23 protein-coding genes are annotated in these 16431 nt (G+C 42.4%); 8 read left to right on the top strand and 15 right to left on the bottom strand.

Annotation, left to right across the window (positions count from 1 at the left end; genetic code table 11):
• Window positions 1-159 precede the first annotated feature (159 nt).
• Complete coding sequence (gene dnaJ / locus NYF15_RS02310; RefSeq protein WP_371352655.1) at window positions 160-1296, top strand: molecular chaperone DnaJ; 1137 nt, start codon at window positions 160-162, stop codon at window positions 1294-1296.
• 451 nt (window positions 1297-1747) lie between these two features.
• Window positions 1748-2209 carry a Cys-tRNA(Pro) deacylase gene (gene ybaK / locus NYF15_RS02305; protein ID WP_371352654.1) on the top strand — a complete coding sequence of 154 codons (462 nt, stop codon included), beginning with the start codon at window positions 1748-1750 and terminating at the stop codon, window positions 2207-2209.
• Between the two features lie 13 nt (window positions 2210-2222).
• Here ybaK and NYF15_RS02300 read toward each other — a convergent pair whose 3' ends face one another.
• Window positions 2223-2648: a MarR family winged helix-turn-helix transcriptional regulator gene (locus NYF15_RS02300; protein WP_371352653.1), complete on the bottom strand. Its 426-nt coding sequence runs from the start codon at window positions 2646-2648 to the stop codon at window positions 2223-2225.
• 102 nt (window positions 2649-2750) lie between these two features.
• Between NYF15_RS02300 and NYF15_RS02295 the strand changes: the two genes are divergently transcribed.
• The 6 genes from NYF15_RS02295 to NYF15_RS02270 all read left to right on the top strand — a co-directional run bounded on the left by NYF15_RS02295 (window position 2751) and on the right by NYF15_RS02270 (window position 9461).
• Complete coding sequence (locus NYF15_RS02295; RefSeq protein WP_371352652.1) at window positions 2751-3524, top strand: siderophore-interacting protein; 774 nt, start codon at window positions 2751-2753, stop codon at window positions 3522-3524.
• Window positions 3525-3591: 67 nt separating this feature from the next.
• Window positions 3592-4587 (top strand): LLM class flavin-dependent oxidoreductase, encoded by a 996-nt coding sequence (locus NYF15_RS02290; RefSeq protein ID WP_371352651.1) that lies wholly within the window; start codon window positions 3592-3594, stop codon window positions 4585-4587.
• Window positions 4588-4761: 174 nt separating this feature from the next.
• Complete coding sequence (locus tag NYF15_RS02285; protein WP_371352650.1) at window positions 4762-5718, top strand: patatin family protein; 957 nt, start codon at window positions 4762-4764, stop codon at window positions 5716-5718.
• A gap of 283 nt (window positions 5719-6001) precedes the next feature.
• Entirely contained in the window at window positions 6002-7411 is a 1410-nt protein-coding gene (locus tag NYF15_RS02280) for an alanine/glycine:cation symporter family protein (RefSeq protein ID WP_371352649.1), read from the top strand.
• 27 nt (window positions 7412-7438) lie between these two features.
• Window positions 7439-8500 (top strand): patatin-like phospholipase family protein, encoded by a 1062-nt coding sequence (locus NYF15_RS02275; RefSeq protein WP_371352648.1) that lies wholly within the window; start codon window positions 7439-7441, stop codon window positions 8498-8500.
• Window positions 8501-8987: 487 nt separating this feature from the next.
• On the top strand, window positions 8988-9461 hold the full coding sequence (locus tag NYF15_RS02270; RefSeq protein ID WP_371352647.1) for a DUF3653 domain-containing protein: 474 nt from the start codon (window positions 8988-8990) through the stop codon (window positions 9459-9461).
• Here the strand turns inward: NYF15_RS02270 and NYF15_RS02265 are convergent.
• From NYF15_RS02265 to NYF15_RS02200, 14 genes are all read right to left on the bottom strand, one after another.
• A complete protein-coding gene (locus NYF15_RS02265) occupies window positions 9458-10285 on the bottom strand; it encodes a DNA cytosine methyltransferase (protein ID WP_371352646.1) in 828 nt (275 codons plus the stop codon). The two genes, NYF15_RS02270 and NYF15_RS02265, sit on opposite strands and share 4 nt — an antisense overlap.
• A 163-nt stretch (window positions 10286-10448) precedes the next feature.
• Window positions 10449-10631, bottom strand: a complete 183-nt coding sequence (locus tag NYF15_RS02260; protein WP_371352645.1) for a hypothetical protein — start codon at window positions 10629-10631, stop codon at window positions 10449-10451.
• The gene (locus NYF15_RS02255) at window positions 10624-11043 is read right to left on the bottom strand and encodes a hypothetical protein (RefSeq protein ID WP_371352644.1); all 420 of its coding nucleotides are present in this window, start codon (window positions 11041-11043) and stop codon (window positions 10624-10626) included. The genes NYF15_RS02260 and NYF15_RS02255 overlap by 8 nt, the downstream gene beginning before the upstream one ends.
• Before the next feature lie 93 nt (window positions 11044-11136).
• Window positions 11137-11577, bottom strand: a complete 441-nt coding sequence (locus NYF15_RS02250; protein ID WP_371352643.1) for a hypothetical protein — start codon at window positions 11575-11577, stop codon at window positions 11137-11139.
• Window positions 11578-11614: 37 nt separating this feature from the next.
• Window positions 11615-11905, bottom strand: coding sequence for a hypothetical protein (locus NYF15_RS02245; protein ID WP_371352642.1), 291 nt, complete (start codon window positions 11903-11905; stop codon window positions 11615-11617).
• A complete protein-coding gene (locus NYF15_RS02240) occupies window positions 11906-12574 on the bottom strand; it encodes a hypothetical protein (protein ID WP_371352641.1) in 669 nt (222 codons plus the stop codon).
• Window positions 12562-13212 (bottom strand): hypothetical protein, encoded by a 651-nt coding sequence (locus NYF15_RS02235; protein WP_371352640.1) that lies wholly within the window; start codon window positions 13210-13212, stop codon window positions 12562-12564. The genes NYF15_RS02240 and NYF15_RS02235 overlap by 13 nt, the downstream gene beginning before the upstream one ends.
• Complete coding sequence (locus tag NYF15_RS02230) at window positions 13213-14073, bottom strand: hypothetical protein (RefSeq protein WP_371352639.1); 861 nt, start codon at window positions 14071-14073, stop codon at window positions 13213-13215. It abuts the gene before it with no gap.
• Window positions 14074-14083: 10 nt separating this feature from the next.
• Window positions 14084-14209 carry a hypothetical protein gene (locus NYF15_RS02225; protein ID WP_371352638.1) on the bottom strand — a complete coding sequence of 42 codons (126 nt, stop codon included), beginning with the start codon at window positions 14207-14209 and terminating at the stop codon, window positions 14084-14086.
• Complete coding sequence (locus NYF15_RS02220) at window positions 14209-14589, bottom strand: hypothetical protein (protein ID WP_371352637.1); 381 nt, start codon at window positions 14587-14589, stop codon at window positions 14209-14211. Before NYF15_RS02220 ends, NYF15_RS02225 begins: the two co-directional genes overlap by 1 nt.
• A 5-nt stretch (window positions 14590-14594) precedes the next feature.
• Window positions 14595-14786 carry a hypothetical protein gene (locus NYF15_RS02215; protein ID WP_371352636.1) on the bottom strand — a complete coding sequence of 64 codons (192 nt, stop codon included), beginning with the start codon at window positions 14784-14786 and terminating at the stop codon, window positions 14595-14597.
• A 2-nt stretch (window positions 14787-14788) separates the two neighbouring features.
• Window positions 14789-14932, bottom strand: a complete 144-nt coding sequence (locus NYF15_RS02210; RefSeq protein WP_371352635.1) for a hypothetical protein — start codon at window positions 14930-14932, stop codon at window positions 14789-14791.
• Between the two features lie 8 nt (window positions 14933-14940).
• Window positions 14941-15258 carry a hypothetical protein gene (locus NYF15_RS02205; protein ID WP_371352634.1) on the bottom strand — a complete coding sequence of 106 codons (318 nt, stop codon included), beginning with the start codon at window positions 15256-15258 and terminating at the stop codon, window positions 14941-14943.
• Between the two features lie 9 nt (window positions 15259-15267).
• A complete protein-coding gene (locus NYF15_RS02200) occupies window positions 15268-16185 on the bottom strand; it encodes a major capsid protein P2 (RefSeq protein WP_371352633.1) in 918 nt (305 codons plus the stop codon).
• Window positions 16186-16431 lie beyond the last annotated feature (246 nt).

The following is a 16431-nucleotide window of genomic DNA, read 5'->3' as shown; positions in this document are numbered from 1 at the left end:
TAATTTAAAACTAGCTGCTTTGTTGCGCTATTTAAGTTAGGATGAATCATTGAGGCGCGCCAGCGAATTCGCTTGACGCGCCTTTTGCATGTATATAGATGGTAAACTATGTTTGCCCTCATGCAGTAAAACTGCATTAAAAAGAGTAGTGTGATACATATGTCAAAAAGCGATTATTATGAAGTTCTCGGCGTAAGCAAAGATGCAAGCGAACGAGACATCAAAAAAGCGTATAAGCGCTTAGCGATGAAATATCATCCGGACCGTACTGCGGGCGATAAAGAACTTGAGTCGAAGTTCAAAGAAGTAAAAGAAGCTTACGAAGTACTGACTGATCCGCAAAAACGCCAAATGTATGATCAATACGGTCACGCCGCCTTTGATCAAAACGGCGGTGGCGGGCATGGTGGCTTTGGTGGCGGTCACGGTGACTTTGGTGATATTTTTGGTGATGTGTTTGGTGATATTTTTGGTGGCGGTGGCCGTCGTCAATCTCGCCAACAACGTGGCGCTGACCTTCGTTACAACATGGACTTGACCCTTGAAGAGGCAGTTCGTGGCAAAGATGTAGAGATTAAAGTTCCTACTTGGGTTAGCTGTAAACCATGTGATGGCAGTGGTGCAAAAGCAGGTTCTAAACCAAAAACCTGTACTACCTGTCATGGTGCTGGTCAAGTCCAAATGCGCCAGGGCTTCTTTGCTGTGCAGCAAACTTGTCCGACGTGTCAGGGCACAGGTCAGATTATTTCTGATCCATGTGATAGCTGTCATGGTCAAGGTCGCGTTGAGAAAACGAAAACTTTATCTGTTAAGATCCCAGCGGGTGTAGATACGGGCGACCGTATTCGTTTATCTGGTGAAGGTGAAGCAGGTATGCATGGAGCCCCAGCAGGTGATTTGTATGTTCAGGTCTCTGTTCGTGAACACCCGATTTTCCAACGTGATGGTAATAACCTGTATTGCGAAGTTCCTATCGGTTTCACTACGGCTGCTTTAGGTGGCGAAATCGAGGTACCAACACTGGATGGTCGAGCAAAACTTAAGATCCCATCAGAAAGCCAAACGGGCAAAATGTTCCGTATGCGCGGTAAAGGTGTGAAATCAGTTCGCAGCGGTGCTCAAGGTGACTTGATCTGTAAAGTGGTCATTGAAACACCGGTTAACCTAAATGACCGTCAACGTGAATTGCTTGAAGAGCTTGAGCAAAGCATGGGGAAAGATGGATCGAAAAACCGACCTAAAGAGAAAGGTTTCTTTGATGGTGTGAAGAAGTTTTTCGATGATTTAACTAAATAAATTTGGTTAGTTAATAAAAAGGCGCTTACTGATAAGCGCCTTTTTTATTACTAAAAATTACTCTAGTCGTTTAAAATATCTAATTTAGAACCACGTAGTAGTCGCTATTAGCTAAGCACCTGCAAAGTGTGACGTCGTCATCATATTGAGTTTTTTGTATTCTGCCTTTTTCAATTCCGAGTAACTGACATTTATTCTGACAATCCACAAAAGCATTCCACCGTATATATTCATTGCACACAAAGTTAATAGCGAAGAAAAAAGTTAAAAGAATGAATATTTGCTTTAACCAATACAGAGTATGTGAATTCAACATGACAATTATCCAAAAACGATTGGTTCTATTAGTCTAGTTGATTATAAAATTCATACCCTAGTACGATTCGTTCTTTATTAAGAATTTTATGTTATGTTGAACAAAATGATTATAGAGTAACTTGGATTAGAATTAATGACACCAGCAATCAATTTGTTGAAGAAAAAAGGAATTAAATTTGATGTGCTTTCTTATGAACATGAGCCAAATCAAAAGCAGTTTGGGCTAGAAGCCGTTGAAAAATTAAATTTAGCCGCAGCACAGGTTTTCAAGACCCTAGTTGTCGAAGACAATACTCAGAACCTGCTCGTTGCCGTGGTGCCTGTAAGCCAGCAGCTTAACCTAAAAATGTTAGCTAAGTTTGCGGGAGTAAAGAAAATAGAGATGGCACCCCAACAAGCTGTTGAAAAATCCACAGGCTACATTCTGGGTGGAGTAAGCCCGCTTGGACAAAAAAAACAACTAAAAACCTATATTCATACTAGCGCAAAAAGCTTTGAAAGCATTTATGTATCTGCAGGTAAACGTGGGCTAGAGATTGCCTTAAATCCAAAAGATCTTATGACTTTAACGCGAGGTCAATACGCAAATTTTTAAGTAATAATTTAATCTAGCTTTTAATATTGTTGATCATTGTTGTCGCTGTTGATATGAATTCAGTTATCTGAGTTTCAGTTAATCCTTCACAAAGCCTAGAATCAACCTGTTGCTCTGCAACTTCTAAGCGCGAGAAAAGGGCTTTACCTTGCTCAGTAAACGACAAAATCAAACAGCGCTTATCATTTTCGTCGGCACATTTAGACACCAAGTCAAGCTTGATGAGATCTTTCACTAAGCGTGCTATCTGCGCCTTATCACGCCCCGTTTTCGCAACAATATCGTTCGCAGTGCAGTGCTGTGTTTCAGCAATAATGTGCAAGCAGCGTACATGCAATGCGTTAAGGCCAAGCTCGTTGGCGTTAATGGCTTCGCGTACAGTAACACGGTAACTTTGTGCCAGTGTAAATAAAGCAGAAGAAAGCGAGGTTTGTGGCATGGTTCACCTAGTTATGATTAGTTGACAAAGTCAATCAAAAGCGTATAGTTGACTATATCAACTATTGGGGCGTTGTGCAATTTAACCGGCTAGGAGACTAACATGGCTAGAAAAGTTCGTCGTGCAAACGTATTAAGTACTACACGTATTTCCCCGCATCTACAAAGAATTGTCGTTGGCTCAGAGGAGTTTGCCGATTTTCCACAAGATGCAAAAGGTGCGTACGTAAAGGTATTACTCCCGCATGCCGGTGAATCTAAGGTTGAACTTGATTTACACGCTGAGCATCCTGCATTAATGCGCTCTTACACTATTCGTGATATTAACCCTGTGAACGGCGCTATTACCCTTGACTTTGTGGTTAACCAACATCAAGGTGTTGCCACCAACTGGGCACAAAGTGCGGTAGTAGGCGACGAGGTAGGTATTGCTGGCCCTGGTTCTAAAAAACTCACTGATTTTACGCAAACACATTACTTAATGCTGGCAGATTTAACCTCTGTAAATGCAATCAATGGTTATTTACAAGCCCTGCCACAAGATGCCACTGTCGATGTCATTATTCATGTTGCTGATAAAGCCGACATCATTGAGCTTGAGCAAATTGAAGCACACAGCCAACATAGTGTTGAATGGCTAGTTACAGATGAGCCAGAAACCGATCTGCTCGACCAAGTAACACGCTTATGTGCTGGCTATAACACGCAACCTATGGTGTTTATGGCATTAGAAGCAAACTTGGTTAAGGCAATTCGCCGCTTAGTGACAAGTAGCTTTAAAATTGACCGTGAACACATTGTTGCATCGGCTTATTGGAAGCGTGGTATTGATGCCGATGGCCTAAAGGTGGAAAAACAGCAACAAAGCCGTGCTTAATTAGCATTTGAAAAATAGTCATTCGCTCTCATTAACTAATTATAAAGAGTTAAATTTTGGAGAGCGAATGTCAGACCTTACCAACACACCTTTTTCATTGCTTGAATTGAGCCCAATGAAAGAGCACGAAACCGTTTCGCAAACACTAGCTAATAGTGTTACCTATGCACAAACAGCCGACAAACTGGGTTTTAATCGGTTTTGGATGGCAGAGCATCACAATATGCGTGGTATCGTGTGTGCCGCAACTTCTGTACTGATAGGTCACATTGCAGGCAAAACTCAGAATATCCGCGTAGGTGCGGGTGGGATGATGTTACCTAACCACCCACCGCTGGTTGTTGCTGAGCAATTTGGCACCCTAGAAAGTTTATACCCTGGTCGCATTGATTTAGGTCTAGGCCGTGCCCCAGGTAGTGACCCAATTACCAGCCGTGCTTTGCGCCGTGATGAACAACGCGCTGAGCGCTTCAATGATGAGGTAACGGAGCTGCAAGCTTTACTTGGCCCATATAAGTGTGACTCTCCAGTACGTGCAATCCCAGGTGAAGACACTAATGTGCCAATCTGGTTACTTGGCTCAAGCCTTTATAGTGCCGGGCTTGCAGCTAAAAAAGGGTTGCCATATGCATTTGCTGGTCATTTTGCGCCACGCTTTGTTGAAGATGCCATAGCTTTGTATCGCAGAGAGTTTCAACCATCCGAGGTATTAGATAAGCCATACGTTATGCTTGGCTTACCGGTTGTTGCAGCTGACACAGACGAACAAGCACAGTTTTTAGCAACCACCGCAAAGCAACGTATTTTAGCACTTATGCGCGGCAAGCCACTTTGGCTTAAAGAACCTGTTCAATCCATGGAGGGGTTATGGACAGCACAAGAAAAAATGCAAGTAGAAAGCTTTTTAGGGCTTTCAGTTGTTGGCGGTCAAGCGAGTGTTAAGCATAAGCTGAGTATGATTAAACAAACACTACAGGTTGATGAGTTTATTTTTACAAATGACCTGTATGAATTGAGTGACAGACAACATGCGCTGGAAATATTAGCAAGCATCATGCACTAATATGGTTTGGCAAATAGTGAATGCGTGTAATGAGTTTTTATGCGCATTGCTTAAGCCCTGACACTCACTTATTAAACGGTTTTATAGATTGATTTAATTTAATTATTCCGTTTTAAGGATTGAATTTAACTTTATACAATACATTTATTAACCATTACCCTAGGAAGGTGCACCGTGAAATCTCAAACAATTGCCGCAGTAGAACCACAAACAAAAACAGCATTAATCGCTGAGGGTGGTGGGCAAAGAGGGATTTTTACCGCAGGTGTACTCGATGCGTGGTTAGAAAATAATTACGACCCATTCGATTTATTCATTGGCACATCGGCAGGCTCACAAAACTTAACAAGTTATTTAGCGCGTCAAAAAGGTTATGCAAAACGTCTGATCAGAGGGCTTTCGCGCCATAAACGTTTTTTTCAACTTGGCCGCGGGCTGTTTGGTAAAAGCATTGTCGATCTTGATTGGTATTTTGACAAAACCAAAGAAGTAAACCGTGCCTTAGATTTTAAAACAGCAACGCAAAGCCTAGGTAAACGCGAACTATTGATCACAACCACTAATGCGGCTGACCGTAAACCCTATTACTTGAGCCCAAATGGTGAAGATACGCAATGGTTGGCTCTGTTAAAAGCATCAAGCGCATTACCCTTTTTATATAAAGATGGCGTTAACTTAACTCCTTGGTTAACAACCAAGGCCGCAAATGATGCCATTATTCAAAGCTCTAATACTGATTTAGTCCATGATATGTATTTAGATGGTGGCCTAGCTGCACCTTTACCCGTGAAAGAAGCCTATAATCGTGGTGCCCGCGATATTGTGGTTATTCGTACTGTTGATGAAAACTTTCAAGTGCAATCGGAATGGGTTAATAAGCTAAAGACACTCGTTCGCGTATCAGGCTATTGCCCCAAAACATTTGATTACCTAGTTCAGCACGAACAGGCATATAAAGATGAATTAGATTTCATTGCAAACCCGCCAAGTGATGCCCGTATCACACAAATTTTTGCAGGTGATAAATTACGCAGTAAGCTATTAGGTAGTACAGATTCAGATCTTCGTTATGATCACAAATTAGGTTTAGCAGCAGGCCGTGCATTCCTACAGCAACAACTGCTAAATTAGTCGAGAGCAGGCTCGGGTAATTAATCCCATTGCCTACTTGAGATATTTGTAAATAGAGTTAAAGTGGTTGGCTATTCACTTTTTTTGACTTTTTATACCAATCCGCTTAATTAACAGAGCAGTTTTGAGGCAATAAAACCTTGTTGATAACAAGGCAAAAATGTCGTTATTTAGTTTTTTAAATGAGAGATTTTTAACGCAGTTAGTGACAGGTTTAATCCCTCAAAATGATTAAGTATTACTGCAGGTTGGTATTAATCTATAAGAACAATAAAGGCTTGCCATGTTTAATAGTGCTGTATCGACAATCAATGGTCTTCTTTGGGGAGAAGGCCAAATTCTTATTTATATTCTTCTGTTTACTGGGATCTGGTTTTCAGTAAGGCTAAAAGCAATCCAACTGGTTAAGTTTCGCCATATGTTTAGCTTGTTAAAGTCGAGTAGCAACACAGATAAAAACTCAATTAGCTCATTTCAAGCTTTATGTACAGGTCTTTCAGCACGTGTAGGAACAGGTAATCTTGCAGGGGTTGCCGTTGCTATTTCGTTAGGGGGCAGCGGTGCAATATTTTGGATGTGGGTGATTGCCATTTTGGGCATGGCCACTGGCTTTGCCGAAAGCGTACTTGGGCAAGTCTATAAGGTTAGGGATGCCAACGGCGAGTTTAGAGGCGGGCCAGCTTATTATATTCAACAAGGATTAGGCAGCAGAGCACTTGCGGTGTGTTTTGCTTTTTGCTTGTTTCTTGGTTATGGATTTACGTTTAGTGCCATGCAAACGAATACCATTACCGATGCCCTCAATTACGCATTCGAAATTCCAACACTCTATTCAGGTATTGTGATCACAATACTGGCAGGCTCTATTATTTTAGGTGGCTTTAAAGCAATCGCCCGCTTTGCTGAACGCATTGTGCCAGTCATGGGCATTTTATTTGTACTCGCCGCTATCATAATTACTTTACTGAATATCGGTAAAGTGCCTTCGATGATTGAAGATATTTTACTTTCAGCCTTTGGCTTACAAGAGGCCGGCGCAGGAGCAATGGGCGCAGCAATTAAAAATGGTATTCAGCGAGGGCTTTATTCCAATGAAGCCGGAGCGGGTAGTGTACCCCATGCATCAGGCTGTGCATCACCAGTACCAAACCACCCGGTCACTCAAGGTTACATTCAAATGCTAGGAGTGTTTTTCGATACTATTGTGCTGTGTAGTTGTACTGCGGTGATTATTTTACTAGCTGATATTGATATTAGTGGCGAAATGGAAGGAATACGCTTAACTCAATCTGCAATGACAGCGCATATGGCCGCTGGTGGCATTTACTTTGTAGCAGCTGCAATTTGTTTATTTGCGTTTACTTCTGTGGTTGCAAACTATGCCTATGCAGAAAGTAACCTTCATTTATTTAAACTAGATAATAAACTCGGCCGTGGTATTTATACCTGTTTATATTTATCCATGATGATTTGGGGCGCATCGGCCACAATTAAACAAGTGTGGGATCTTGCAGACATTGCTTTAGGTTTAATGACAGTGGTGAACGTTATCGCTATCATACGCTTAACGCCAACTATCTTATCTGTGACAAAGGACTACCATAGTCAACGTGAAGCAGGGCAAGAACCCAGTTTTGATTCTGAAAAAGTACAGGTTCAAGGTCAAACAGAACAAGGGATTTGGCGAAAGTAATCTAAAACAATAACGAGAAAAGTAACCATGATAGATATTTACGCAGGGCCTAGTGCTGCAAAAGTAATTCAAGAGCAAGGCCTGTCTGCCGATTTGTTTAATACCTTTTTAGGAGCAAGCGGCGGCCCCAAATGGTTTACATTATTTGGTTTGGATAAATATCTATTTGGTGAATTTTTTAAAGACCGTACCACGCCTCTAAACTTGTTAGGGTCAAGTGCAGGGGCATTTAGAGCTGCCTGTTTTGCACAAAACGACCCTGTTGCTGCAATATCTCGATTAGCAAAGTCATATTCTGAAACACGTTATTCATCGAATAAAGCAAAACCAGAAGAAATAACCACAAAAGCACGTGAGTTATTATGCACTGTGTTTGCTGAAAATGGTATTCAAGAAATTATTAACAACCCTATTTTTAAAGCCCACTTTATAGTTGCAAAATCGAATGGCTTTACAGCATCAGAAAACAAAGTAATGCAGTTAATGGGGTTATCTAAAAGTTACTTAGCCAATAGAATGAATAGGCGTTTGCTAAGTAAGCAATATGAACGTTATGTATTTCAGCCTGCAGATAGTCAGTTATCGTTTTCAGATGATAATACTTTCAATACCCATACTATTGAGCTTAGCGAAGACAATTTAGCCGATGCGTTACTTGCCTCAGGCTCTATTCCATTAGTCATGCAAGGCATTAAAAATATCAAAGGAACACCACCAGGTATGTATCGCGATGGCGGTATCATCGATTATCACTTTGACTTAAGTATTCATAATGACGGGCTTATTTTATATCCGCATTTTAATAACAGCCCTAAAGCAGGTTGGTTTGATAAGAGCCTAAAGCGCGGTGTTACCCCGAGTAACTATGAAAACGTAGTGATGATCACTCCATCCGCTGACTTTGTTGCTTCGTTACCTTATGGCAAAATCCCTGATCGTAAAGACTTTACAGAACTTGATGCTGATACACGAATTAAGTATTGGCAGCAAGTGCTTGATGAAACTGAGCGACTTGCTAATTCTTTTGATGAAATTTGCAGGCATAAAAAGCCATTAATGATAAAAAATATTACTAAAGATTCTGTCTGAGAGTGTTCCTTTATGTATTTATAAAATGGTAGAGTTTAATATTTGTGACACCTTGTATAGATGTGCATACTTATTCAGTTTAGCAGGACTAGAAATACAGTTTCTAAATTAGACTATTTCAAGAAAACCTAGTTAATTAACGCCAAACATAGCATCCTTACCAACTAAAGCATTGGTAATGCAACTTAGAATTTTAAAAAGCTAGTATAGTATTTGGTAACTTGATTCGAAAAGAGGTGATCCAATCTTTGCGGTATCGAAGATAGCCCATAAATTACGTTATGTTAAATCAGCTAATCCCCGTCATTTTGTCGGTATTTCCCCGCTTATATCAAATCTGTATGATACGCCCCGTTTTTCTATGTTTTCTGCTTTTGGCTTTCAATCTATAAAATTAATCAATACTGGAGTTATTAATCTAAAAAAATCATTGAACATTCTTCCGCGTGGACGCAACAACATAACAACGTCAATGGATTAAGGGAAAATGACTGATTTTAAACAACTGCTATTTAGAGCTGGATTTATGAATTTTGGCAAGCTTGACCGTCAAGCGGCAATGGCTTTTTTGTTGCTTAACTCTGAGCGTACATTGGAACGCTGGATTTCAACCAACAACCCTTGCCCGCGTGCGGTGGCTATGCTTGAGTCACGTATCAACGGGGGTTTTACGTACCATAAATCGTGGGATGGGTTTTATATTTGTCGTGATGGGTATCTATGGACACCGCGCGGTAAACGTTATGAACCTAGCGTCATCAATAAAATTGATTTTATGCAGCGCTCTGTTCGATTTAACGAATCGGAAACCGAATCTCTTAAACAGCAAATCGCCTACTTACATGATTTAGTCCAAGCCAGCGAGACACTTAAAACGATTGGCAATGACTTAATTAAAATGGGCGACCAGTTAGCGCTTAAGGACATTGTTTTAAAATACGGTGACAAGAAAACAGCCTAACTTTTGCCGCACTCCTGTGCGGCTTTTTTTCTAGATACTCGTTTTCTGCATGTGGCGTTTGCTGTTTTAGCCCTACCTAGTACACGGCGACCACACCCACACAAACAGAGTTTAATATTTTCAGTTTTTGACTGTTCGATACTTTGGCCGTAATACTCTTTGTTAATCAGTCCAGCAACATATCGCCCCATTTGTAATGGTACGGCGTTTGCTATTACTTGCTTTTTAGATTCAAGGTTTAAGAAACTTAAATCTAACGGTTCATCTAATCCTTGAATCTCGCAACATGCCTCGTAACTTCGGGCATCACCACCGACCACGGCAGTGCCTTTAATGTCTTTGTTTGTTTTATAAATCGGGTTTAACACCGTTCCGCGCTTACTTCCAAATGTGAACACTCGCAACCTTGAGTAGTCACTAAACCATGCTAAATCCAATGTAAAACGTTGAATTATGTAGCCCTCAATTTCAAACTCAGGCACACCAACGACATTCTCATGCAAAAACCAATCAGCGCCACTTTCAAATACAACGCGCTTAAATTCTTCCAACATCTTATAGCCGTAAGTTGATGGGTTTCGGTTTAGTCTTGAAAAATCCTGACAAGGTGAACCACCTATAACACCATCAAAACGGCCTGAAACTGGTTTGAATTTGCAAATGTCACCACCTAGTATTTTATCCTGCGCTTGAACAACGCACGCGCCCTGCTCCTCAAAGGCTTTGCCAAAGAGATCGATACTCGGAAATAAAGACAAAATTAATGTGTTTTTCATGATTACCCGCTTTAATTTTCTTTCATTATGCGCTGTATTTTGTGACAAGTCCAGGGACTTTAATGTGACATACTGGCTTCAATAAATGTGACATGCCAGGCTATGAATTTGTGACGCAGCTGGCATAAAAAATGTGACATGCCAGGCGGTGAATTTGTGACAAAAAAGCCGCTATAACTGCGGCCTTTTTTATGGTTTAACAACATGTAATTTAAATTCCAATTTTAACACGTAGCTCAGTAATTATTTTTTGCATATCATCAATGCATTCTTTCAACCCTTCGTTTTGCTTACGTAAGTACCCTATATGTATTTTGTTTGTGATAATTACGCTTGTAATTAAAACAACTTGCACGATGATAAATATAAAATCTTTTAAGCTTAATTCATCCATTTTTAGCCCGCCTAAATGCACCGATAAATTGCGGCACGATGTTTTTTAAGCTTGCAATGCCCCACACGCCCCCGTTTATGGCTACCCACGTTTGGACTAGCCAAGGTGGGACACTTTCAAGGTTTTCAAATATCGTTGCGCCATGTTCAGGCGATATGACCGTGATAAGTATTGGTGCTGTAAACATGGAATAACTGAGAAACTGCAAAGCTTTGCCTTTGTCTTTCAGAGATTGCATTTCCCACTGGTGGTTATAATCTTTTGTGCTTTGCGCTAAGCGCGCTTGATTATTGATAATGCTTAAATCACGGTTCATTTCAGCTTGCTTGATTTTACCGCGATTTTCTAGCCACACGGTTAACGGCGCAAAAATACCAGATAACCACGCAAGGAATGGGTTTGTTTTATTCATCGTCTAAAATCCCGCTTGTGTGCTTTTTGATTTGATAAACAACGAACGCGCCAATCACCGCGCCCGTTATTGTTGTTAGTAGCCATTTAGTATTCATGCAGCTAATGCGACCCCTTCACGCGCTTGATTAAGATTAAATGCGCCTTTTGCTCCTTCGAAATCAGCCATTGCCAGCATAAGTTCAGGGTAAAGATACGCTGGTACTTCGTCATAGCGATTTAAGCCGATTCTGTTGCTCACATAGTTAATATAGTTTTCAGTATGATTAACATAGGTTTGGCCGTCATGCTCGCCGTTTGCGGGTGCCCATCGGTTAATAATGCCGTTTAATGTGTATAGGCCGTGTGTGTTCTTATACGTCATCAGTAATTTGTAAGCTGCTCGAAACCCAAAGGCTGGGCTGATAAATTCCTCGTACCCTTTTTCTATGTCGCGCTCCCGCTCGCCTTCCCAATCATTACCAATACGAATGTTTAGCGGGTTGTTGTTTCGCACATTCGGCGGCAACTCGCTTTGTTGTTTTTTAGTTAGCATATAAATAAACCCTACAGTGCAAAGGGTGACAAGCACGTTATACTTGTTCACCCTGTTCACCATCTTGTAATAGCTCGGCTTTACGCTCTGCTGTTAAAATTCCCACACTGATTAAATAATCAAGCCCATCAATAAGCGGCTGAAAATCTAAATCAACGTTACTCGTTGCAATTAAATCCTCCTCAAGCACTTTAACCACAGGGTCAGTGCTGGTTTTTACCGCGACCTTTTCATTAAGTGTTAAGCGGCGGCGAAACGCCCCTTTTGATATAACTCGAATAGGCGCTGTTACGCCTAGTATTGCTTTTGGGTGAATAAAATCTGCCATTTAGTACACCTTTTTATCTGTTAGAAAGAATTGATAAGAGCTTGCCGCTTCAGGTGTTGCCTGTACCTCAATGGTTTTGTGGTACTTGATGTATTCAAAGCCGCCGCCAGTCATAAAGTCACGGTTGTAGTCGCTTGATGTAACCCCGTTAAAATCCAGTACGAGCACGCCATCAGCAAAGACTTTCACTGTGTTTCTATGTGAACCCTGAATCGCTACTATTGCGCCCTTGCCTGACCTAGAGAAAATCACGCCGTTTAAGTCTGCGTGATTGATTGCCATGCTTTCAGTTTGGATTTTACCGATTGATTTAACGTCAAAATCACTTTTTGCTTTTATGTCACTAAGTTCAGTCATTAACGCTGTGTTTTTAGCGAGCAAATCAGCTAGCAACGCATCTTTAGCGGCTGTTACCGCCGCATCCGTAAGCGCTTGTTTATCAGTTATCGCTTGTGCTGTTTCAGCCTTAGCACTGGCAACCGCTTGTTGTGTTGCCACGTGCTTTGCGTTAACGTTCTCACTTGCTTCGGCAACGTCTGCTAACGTTTGGTCAAGCTTGGTTCTGTTCGCCGCTGCAACGCTTTTAAGCCACGTTAAATCCAGTTTTTGGATTTCTGTTTGCTCATCAATTAACGGCCTCAAATTTGGTTGATTATTTACGCCCGCCATTGTTCACACCCCGCTAGCGTCACACTGCCAACACCCATGTTTTTAACAAACACTGGTGTTTGCGTGTCAAATTCAAAAGTTGCTGGCGCATTTAAGTTACCTGCTAAAAACACACCGTTATCCACATTCAGCGCACTTGTGCCAATGCGGATTTTTGAAAACGTATCGCTTTCAGTGATTAGCTGGATAATTGCCCGCCTTGCTACTTCGTTACGTGCTGGGAAAATTTCAAGCGTTTGACCTTCGGAAATAACCGATTTACTGACGTCTAACCCTTCAAAGTTATTAGGCGGTAATAGCGCCATTTTGCCGTTTTCAACGGTAGCATTGGCATTAACTTGTATCGCTTCCTGAATGCGCGTGACTTCTACCGCATTCGTGATTGCTACAAGCCCTTTACCGCTTGCGTGAACTTTGATGTTCGACACTTCATATTCAATGTCTATCGGCGCGTCTGATTCATTGATGAAAATCGCTTCACGATAATCATTCATTTCAAACACACGCCCCACTTCACCGACTAAGCGGCCAAAGTCACCGCTGATAGCAAACGCGGTGCTTGCATTTACGATTGATAAAAACAAGCCCCCGATTGGAATGGTACGTTCTTGATTTGGTTGTAATGTTAACCTTGCCATTTATCGACTCCGCGCCATGTTACTTGCAACAATTGCTACACCGATTGCAGCCAATGCAAAAGCCATATACTTGACCATTTGCCCCGCTTGATTAGCAACAATGTCTTGCCCCTGCAAAGCGGTATTCTTTGCAAGCTCTGAAATAATCGCCTTATCTTCGCTGGCTGATTGTGCAATCTGCGCAACTGTTTGTGTTGAGTTGTTAAGCTGTGTGGTAGTCGCTTGTTTTAAACTGTCGGATAGTTCGCTTACTGCGTCAAATGAGAACTCACTAAATTCTTTGACTGTCGTTTTGCTTACATCGGACATTTCATTTACAGCGTTCTGCGCGTTTTCATTAACTGAATCAATCGCATCACGGCTTAACCTTCCATTTTCCTCAAGCGCTTTATCTAGCACTCGGCCATTTTCTTTCAGCGCTGCGGCTGCGGTTTTTGCTGATTCTTCGGCAGCTTTTCTTGCTGCGTCAATGGCTTCACGGCTTACCTTTCCATTTTCTTCTAGCGCTGTATCGCCAAAATCGAACGCATCCCCGACCACATCGCCCGCAAAATCAAATGCCCCATCAAGGGACTTTTCAGCCAGATTTAACCCACCTGATACTGCACCGCCGTCCAATATGCTGATTGTGCCGCTATTGCCCGCATAATCACCGTCATTGGTGACACTGTTATCAATGTCGTATTCGGTGTTAAACGAGTCATTAACGCTGTTGTCAATTTCGTGGCGATAATCAATATTCGTTTCTGATTCATCATGCGTGACACCGCCAGACACGCCCGCATAATCACCATCGTTGACGATGTTGTAATTATTCTGCGTACTGCTTGTGCTTTGGCTTGACTTGGATTTACCACCCATAAATCACCCCCTAGCGCACAGGGCGTTTAGGGCGTGAAACATCACCGCCGATAGTATCGCGGCGAGCTTTTCGCAAGGCGCGATTTACACGGCGACGCTTTAGTTTGTACGCGCCTTTTTTTGTTAATAATTTCATTATAGATTTATCCTATAAACGTATTCATCAGCGCCGATAAGCGCTTTACGAATTTCCACTAAATGCGGCTTTGTCATAGCCGCCGCGACACCATGTTTCAGGTAATGCGGGTTTTTTGTGTGATAACGCAACGTGCTGAACCCCTGTGATTTGGCAAACAAAATAAATTCGTTTGCAGTGTAAGCGAGTCCTTTACCCGCCACGGCCACGAACACAAGCTCTGTACCCTCTGGTCTTACTATGGCGAACACTTGCCCATTATCGCTTTGGTACACAAAGGCGCGGCCTTGTTTGATTTGTTTTTCAATCGTGCGCCGCCCGCTCCCCATAGCGGGCTTTAAAACCCGCATCACCTGTCTGCTGTACTCAATGCGTTTCATGGTGATTAGCGCTTAAGTAAAACGATTGCTGCAAGACCAGCTAAACCCAGCAATAGCCAAGGGCTAACCCCTGTACCGCCGTAGTTCAGCCCGCCGAACGTGGTAGAGCTACCAAAACTTTGGTCGCCGTTCCCGCTCGTTGCATCACCGCCGCTGGCGCTGTAACCACCGCCAGCCATTCCTGCCATACCGCCCATGATTACCCCTTTTTATAAACATGATAGGCGACATAACCCGCACCACCGACAAGAGCAAGCTTTGTTGCTTTGCCTAGCAAGTCGCTAGACCAACTCCCCGCCGTGAAGCCGATACCACCGCCCACAAGCACTAAAAGTAATGGCATAACGCCCCCTATTTACGCATCAGAAGGAACAGCGCCGCGACACCGCCCGCAACCAGCCATTTATTATCTACACCCGCAATAAGCTGCTGAGTCATAAACGGCTGGCCTTGTGTCGGTGCGCCCGTTGTGCCAGATACCACTGGCGAACCATCAACAAGCTGACCTTTTACAGGTTCGTTTTGTCGTAGTGCGTCAGTGTCTTTTTGCGCTTCTGATTGAACGGTTTTTTGATATTCAAGATAGCCGTTGTACTGCTCGCCAATGTAGTCGGTGGCGTTGTCGTACAAGTCGCCCGCCGTTTCTACAATTGAATCCCACCAAGACATAAAGCCCCCTTATGCTGCGTTTGCTGCGAATGCATCGTTTGCAGCGTTTGCTTGAACTAATTGCGCAAGCTGTGCAGGCGTTGGCAATTCTTTTACTTGCTTGAAGCCTTCGACATACGTTTTGATAGCGCCCGCACCATCAACGACAAATTCAAAGCTTAAGCCCGCTGTGCTTAATGCGCCCTCAGCGCCAAAGCCGAGTTGAGTAAAATCTAAAATGCAATAACCCGCTTGTAGATTGATGCCCGCATAACGTTGCAAGCCGTAGTCAAGATCGCTTCGCATTACGCGGTGAATTGTGCGTGAGCCACGCTTAACACGGATTTCAGAGATTGACACCTCGTTTTCAACGAACACAAGACGTTGAACAAATGAGCGTGTATTACCCGCTGGAAAATTCCATGTATGCTCACCCGCTGCGGCGCTTTGTTGTGTTAGCTCGTAGCGAGTAGGTAAGTAAACACGGCCAAGCGGCGTAAGGTTTGTTACGTATGCCTTGCCTTTCAGTGTTGGAACTGCTGGGTCGGCTGCGTCTTTGGCTTTGAATTTAACTTGCAGAGTTACTACGTCTGTAATTTCAGTTGCAAGTTGCGTTTGGTAAATGCCTTGGCTTGTGCGGTATTCAAATTTTGATAAGTCGAAAACGAAACGACCTTCCGCTTGGTGTTTTTGATATGCCTTATCAAGCATATCTAAGATTTTGTTTGAAGCGTATGCAACAGGAACGCCGTTTACATCAATGGTGATTTTTTCAATAGTTGAAACGGTCTTAAGGTTTGTTTCAAGCTCAATTGAGTGATACACAAGGCCAGCTTGCAGCTTAATCGTTGCTTCTTCGTTGTAAGCAACGCCCGTTGCACCTTCCAACTGAATCATTGTAGGTTGCATCTTGCCCATGATTTTTGCTAATGCGGCTGATAAATTCATTATTTAGTTACCTTTTTTGTTTAATAATCGGTTGGTGTTCGGCTTAGCCGATCACATCTTCAACTGCATCAACGTTATTTGATGACCACACCACAAGTACTGAGATAGCTAGCGCGATACCTGCCGAAATTAAGTGATTTTTAGTTTGTGCTTTCATTTGTTTTGCTCTTTGATTGAAATAAAAAATGTTTAATTAGTTTTACTGTTGCAAACGCAGCAACCGCCGCGCCTGTGCCGTAAATGATT

The sequence above is a fragment of the Pseudoalteromonas sp. 68 DY56-GL68 genome, from assembly GCF_041414825.1.
Taxonomy (GTDB): domain Bacteria; phylum Pseudomonadota; class Gammaproteobacteria; order Enterobacterales; family Alteromonadaceae; genus Pseudoalteromonas.
This window is presented reverse-complemented; position numbering and strand designations above follow the sequence as displayed.

Bases quoted from the DNA above. Each gene is read 5' to 3' on its own strand.
- NYF15_RS02250 (WP_371352643.1), bottom strand. From the start codon at position 11,577: ATGCTAACTAAAAAACAACAAAGCGAGTTGCCGCCGAATGTGCGAAAC.
- ybaK (WP_371352654.1), top strand. From the start codon at position 1,748: ATGACACCAGCAATCAATTTGTTGAAGAAAAAAGGAATTAAATTTGAT.
- NYF15_RS02280 (WP_371352649.1), top strand. From the start codon at position 6,002: ATGTTTAATAGTGCTGTATCGACAATCAATGGTCTTCTTTGGGGAGAA.
- NYF15_RS02230 (WP_371352639.1), bottom strand. From the start codon at position 14,073: ATGGGTGGTAAATCCAAGTCAAGCCAAAGCACAAGCAGTACGCAGAAT.
- NYF15_RS02255 (WP_371352644.1), bottom strand. From the start codon at position 11,043: ATGAATAAAACAAACCCATTCCTTGCGTGGTTATCTGGTATTTTTGCG.
- NYF15_RS02205 (WP_371352634.1), bottom strand. From the start codon at position 15,258: ATGTCTTGGTGGGATTCAATTGTAGAAACGGCGGGCGACTTGTACGAC.
- NYF15_RS02215 (WP_371352636.1), bottom strand. From the start codon at position 14,786: ATGGGCGGTATGGCAGGAATGGCTGGCGGTGGTTACAGCGCCAGCGGC.
- NYF15_RS02200 (WP_371352633.1), bottom strand. From the start codon at position 16,185: ATGAATTTATCAGCCGCATTAGCAAAAATCATGGGCAAGATGCAACCT.
- NYF15_RS02300 (WP_371352653.1), bottom strand. From the start codon at position 2,648: ATGCCACAAACCTCGCTTTCTTCTGCTTTATTTACACTGGCACAAAGT.
- NYF15_RS02220 (WP_371352637.1), bottom strand. From the start codon at position 14,589: ATGAAACGCATTGAGTACAGCAGACAGGTGATGCGGGTTTTAAAGCCC.
- NYF15_RS02270 (WP_371352647.1), top strand. From the start codon at position 8,988: ATGACTGATTTTAAACAACTGCTATTTAGAGCTGGATTTATGAATTTT.
- NYF15_RS02260 (WP_371352645.1), bottom strand. From the start codon at position 10,631: ATGGATGAATTAAGCTTAAAAGATTTTATATTTATCATCGTGCAAGTT.
- NYF15_RS02245 (WP_371352642.1), bottom strand. From the start codon at position 11,905: ATGGCAGATTTTATTCACCCAAAAGCAATACTAGGCGTAACAGCGCCT.
- NYF15_RS02225 (WP_371352638.1), bottom strand. From the start codon at position 14,209: ATGAAATTATTAACAAAAAAAGGCGCGTACAAACTAAAGCGTCGCCGT.
- NYF15_RS02240 (WP_371352641.1), bottom strand. From the start codon at position 12,574: ATGGCGGGCGTAAATAATCAACCAAATTTGAGGCCGTTAATTGATGAG.
- NYF15_RS02295 (WP_371352652.1), top strand. From the start codon at position 2,751: ATGGCTAGAAAAGTTCGTCGTGCAAACGTATTAAGTACTACACGTATT.
- NYF15_RS02210 (WP_371352635.1), bottom strand. From the start codon at position 14,932: ATGCCATTACTTTTAGTGCTTGTGGGCGGTGGTATCGGCTTCACGGCG.
- NYF15_RS02235 (WP_371352640.1), bottom strand. From the start codon at position 13,212: ATGGCAAGGTTAACATTACAACCAAATCAAGAACGTACCATTCCAATC.
- NYF15_RS02275 (WP_371352648.1), top strand. From the start codon at position 7,439: ATGATAGATATTTACGCAGGGCCTAGTGCTGCAAAAGTAATTCAAGAG.
- dnaJ (WP_371352655.1), top strand. From the start codon at position 160: ATGTCAAAAAGCGATTATTATGAAGTTCTCGGCGTAAGCAAAGATGCA.
- NYF15_RS02290 (WP_371352651.1), top strand. From the start codon at position 3,592: ATGTCAGACCTTACCAACACACCTTTTTCATTGCTTGAATTGAGCCCA.